5 protein-coding genes are annotated in these 3,604 nt (G+C 28.9%); 2 read left to right on the forward strand and 3 right to left on the reverse strand.

The features are described 5' to 3' along the window. On the forward strand, positions 1-998 hold a 998-nt coding region (gene bshA / locus ACTG3S_RS10405; protein WP_439129288.1), incomplete at its 5' end, for an N-acetyl-alpha-D-glucosaminyl L-malate synthase BshA. A 57-nt stretch (positions 999-1,055) separates the two neighbouring features. On the opposite strand, the gene ACTG3S_RS10410 is transcribed toward bshA, so the two are convergent. From ACTG3S_RS10410 to ACTG3S_RS10420, 3 genes are all read right to left on the reverse strand, one after another. Beyond that, a complete protein-coding gene (locus tag ACTG3S_RS10410; RefSeq protein WP_439129289.1) occupies positions 1,056-2,003 on the reverse strand; it encodes a hypothetical protein in 948 nt (315 codons plus the stop codon). A 94-nt stretch (positions 2,004-2,097) separates the two neighbouring features. Beyond that, positions 2,098-2,400, reverse strand: a complete 303-nt coding sequence (locus tag ACTG3S_RS10415; RefSeq protein WP_439129290.1) for a LytTR family DNA-binding domain-containing protein — start codon at positions 2,398-2,400, stop codon at positions 2,098-2,100. Continuing rightward, positions 2,385-2,945, reverse strand: a complete 561-nt coding sequence (locus ACTG3S_RS10420) for a hypothetical protein (RefSeq protein WP_439129291.1) — start codon at positions 2,943-2,945, stop codon at positions 2,385-2,387. Before ACTG3S_RS10420 ends, ACTG3S_RS10415 begins: the two co-directional genes overlap by 16 nt. A gap of 80 nt (positions 2,946-3,025) precedes the next feature. Here ACTG3S_RS10420 and ACTG3S_RS10425 point away from each other — a divergent pair. Continuing rightward, positions 3,026-3,604 (forward strand): EamA family transporter (locus ACTG3S_RS10425; protein ID WP_439129292.1); only part of this gene is annotated, 579 nt, incomplete at its 3' end.

Genomic DNA, 3,604 nt, shown 5'->3' on the forward strand with positions numbered 1-3,604 from the left:
TCTTATCACATAAATTACACTTTCATCAAGTTTTATTAGAAGAATATCCACTGTTTCAATACCAACCTTATGAGTTGGCTTTGTCTAGTAAAATGGTAGAAGTTGTTAGAAAATTTAATTTAGAAGTTTTGCATGTACATTATGCAATTCCGCATGCGTATGCAGCTTATATGGCAAAACAAATGCTAAAAGAAAAAGGGTTAGACATAAGAGTAGTTACCACTTTACATGGCACAGATATTACTTTAGTAGGTAGTCATCCTACTTATAAAACAGCCGTAGAATTTAGTATTAATAATTCTGATGTAGTAACAGCTGTTTCTAATAATTTAAGAGAAACAACCAATAAGTTGTTTAATATCACAAAAAAAATAGATGTAGTTTATAACTTTATCGATACCAAAAAATACAATCAAGACAATCAAGAAGAATGTAAAAGAGTTGCTTTGGCAGCACCAAATGAAAAAATTCTAACACACATTAGTAATTTTAGACCTGTAAAAAGAGTAGAGGATGTAATTAAAGTGTTTTATAAAGTGCATAAAGAAATACCTTCTAAATTACTAATGATTGGTGAAGGGCCAGAAAAAATGAAAGCAAAACAGCTGGTAAAAGATTTAAAATTATCTGATGCAGTTTTTTTCTTAGGAAATAGTACAGAAGTACCAAGAATATTATGTTACTCAGATGTATTTTTATTACCCTCGCAAACAGAAAGTTTTGGTTTGGCAGCTTTAGAAGCGATGGCTGCAAAAACTGCCGTAATTTCTACTAATACGGGGGGTTTACCAGAGGTAAACATACATGGTGAAACGGGCTTTTTAAGTAATTTAGGAGATGTAGATGATATGGCAAAAAATGCTATTTCTATTTTAAAAGATGATGCTACTTTAGAGCGTTTTAAACAAAATGCGAAAGCACATACTAAAAAATTCTCCTTAGAAAATATATTACCAGTTTACGAAGATTTATACAAATCTTGTTATTTGACTAAATAAAAACAAACGCTTGCAAAAAAATGCAAGCGTTTTCTAATAAATAGTAAAATAGAAAGTTTAATACGCATTCATTAGTATAACTTTTAAATTTGGGTATTTGGTTTTCAATTCGTTTTCTAGGCCAATTACATGCGAAGCGCCTACAAGAACGATGTTTTTTTTCTTACCGGAAGCCATTACTTGAGTTGCGATGTTTTTTGCCATTCTCATGTTTCTTTCATCCCAATATTTTCTACCTTCTTTACAACCATCTGTATCTTGTATCACATATCTAAAAGAAGCCATTGTATGCAATTGATTTAAAGATTTTCTCTTGTTAGTATGTTTACCTAAACCTCTAAAAATTGCAGGAAATATAGAACTATTGTAATTTTTCTTATACATTTTTGAATTTGCTGCATTATTACCATTAGTGACGCCTTCTTTACTACATTTAGCCCAAGCATTATGATACAAACCATTGGTTTGTTGATCGTCCATATTGTAGACTCTTAAATTTTTAGACAGTGCTAATTTATAGGTCAAATCTCCATCCTCATGTCTTGTTGGTTTTTTAGCTCCTGTAATTCCATGTTTTTTTAAATATGTATAAAGCTCATAATTACCATTGTCTCTTTTGTAAGCAGAAGCAGTAATTAAATAATCAATTTCGGTAGTTGTTAAGTTTTTAAATGCCTTTTTAGACAGTATATCAAACTTGTTTTTATTAAAGTTGAAGGATCTTTGTAAAGAATCTGATAATTTATAAAATCTTTGATAGTTTTTAGACCAACCTTCTTTTAGATATTCCCAAGATATCGTATCGTTTGCCATTGGCGATTCTACATAAATCGCATCTGGATTGTATTTTTCTGCAAATTTCAACATAGGTTTGTAACTCTTTTTTACGATTTTCGGTACTGTATGCATTGTACCCATAATTAAAATTTCTTGCTGTATGTTTTGTGCAAATAAATTATGTAACGATACTAATAAAAAGGCAACAATTGTGATTTGAGTTTTCATAATAAATGTTTTTTTGATTAAACTTTCTGATACAAATTTAGAAAGGAATCAAGAATAAAACTCAATAATAATAGGTGTTTGGGGTAAAATGCAGTTATTCTGTGGTAGAATTCAATAGTGCTTTTACCTCTTTTTGATAGGTTCTAGAAATAGGCACTTCTATGTGGCGAAATAATACTACAAATAATTTACCATTGGCGTTTTTCCATTGTAAAAAGTGATACGGATTTATTAAATAAGAACGATGTGTTCTTAAAAGTTCTGGTATATCCTCTGCAAGTGCACTTAATTTATTTCTAATCAATGTTTTTTTTAAATCTTGTCCAGATGTGTAAAAAACTTCTACATAATTATCAGAAGACTTTATGCAGATAACATCATTTAAAAACAAACGCAAACTTCGTAATTTCCTTCACCTTTAATTTCTATTTTTTGTAAAGCTAATTGCTTGTTTTTATATTTTCCAAAAGAAAAACGACCAATAATAATGATTGGTAAAATGGTTAGAAAAGCAGGGAATAAAATAGATTTAATGTGATAACCTAATGAATATGGATTGGGTTCATCTGGTACAATTGCATACAAATAAAATAACCTTGCAAAAATAGAACTGACAATTATAAAAACAAAAAAGAATAATAACTCAGATTTTACAAACCATTGTTTTTTGTCCTTTTTAAATAAAAATTTTTGAAAAGGTAAAAAAAGCAGGTAAGAAAAAGCTCCTAAAAGTCCATATAAGGGCAAAAAAATAAGTTTATCAGTGTCGCTAAACTCATTAACATCTAAAGGTTCTGTAAAAAACAAAAATATAAAAATCCAAATAGCTAAACCAATAGCAATAAAAACATGGTGTTTTACAGAGGAATCAAAGGGATATTTATGGTTTAGCAAAGCTTTTAATAAGGTTTTAATATTTGATTTTGTACCAAATATAAACATTTATATGGTTGTTTTTATATTCCTTTTTAGTAGTCTTACATTAATATTAAATAGTAATTTTGCAACTTCAATATCATATAATGAGCCTTTCAAAAACCCAAGTATTTATTATTTTAGCATTTTTGTCTATTTATATTATTTGGGGTTCTACCTATTTGTTTAATAAAGTAGCAGTTACTGAATTACCAGCTTTTTTTTTGGCGTCTATTCGTTTTTCGACTGCTGGTATATTAATGTTAAGTTTGGCTAAAGTTTTTAAGGCTTCTTTAAAAATCACAAAAAATGAACTTAAAAATTCTGCAATAGCTTCTTTTTTCTTTTTAATATTAGGAAACAGTGTTTTTGTTTGGGCCTTACAATTTGTAGATAGTGGTTTTGCTGCTTTAATAGCATCTACACAGCCACTTTTTGTACTCTTAATACTTCGTATTAAAGATCAAAAACCCATGCAAAAAAAGTCTATTATTGGAGTTTGTTTAGGAATATTGGGTATGTATTTGCTTATCAGTCAGCAAGAATTAGTTACCTCAGATAAAACTATTTTAGGTATTGTAGTAATGTTAGGTTGCGTTTTGGGGTGGAGTTATGGTAGCGTTTTTGTTTCAAAAGCGATTTTACCAAAAAACTTTTTAGTGAGTACGGGGTTTCAAATGATTATA

Source organism: Polaribacter sp., from assembly GCF_965656025.1.
Taxonomy (GTDB): domain Bacteria; phylum Bacteroidota; class Bacteroidia; order Flavobacteriales; family Flavobacteriaceae; genus Polaribacter.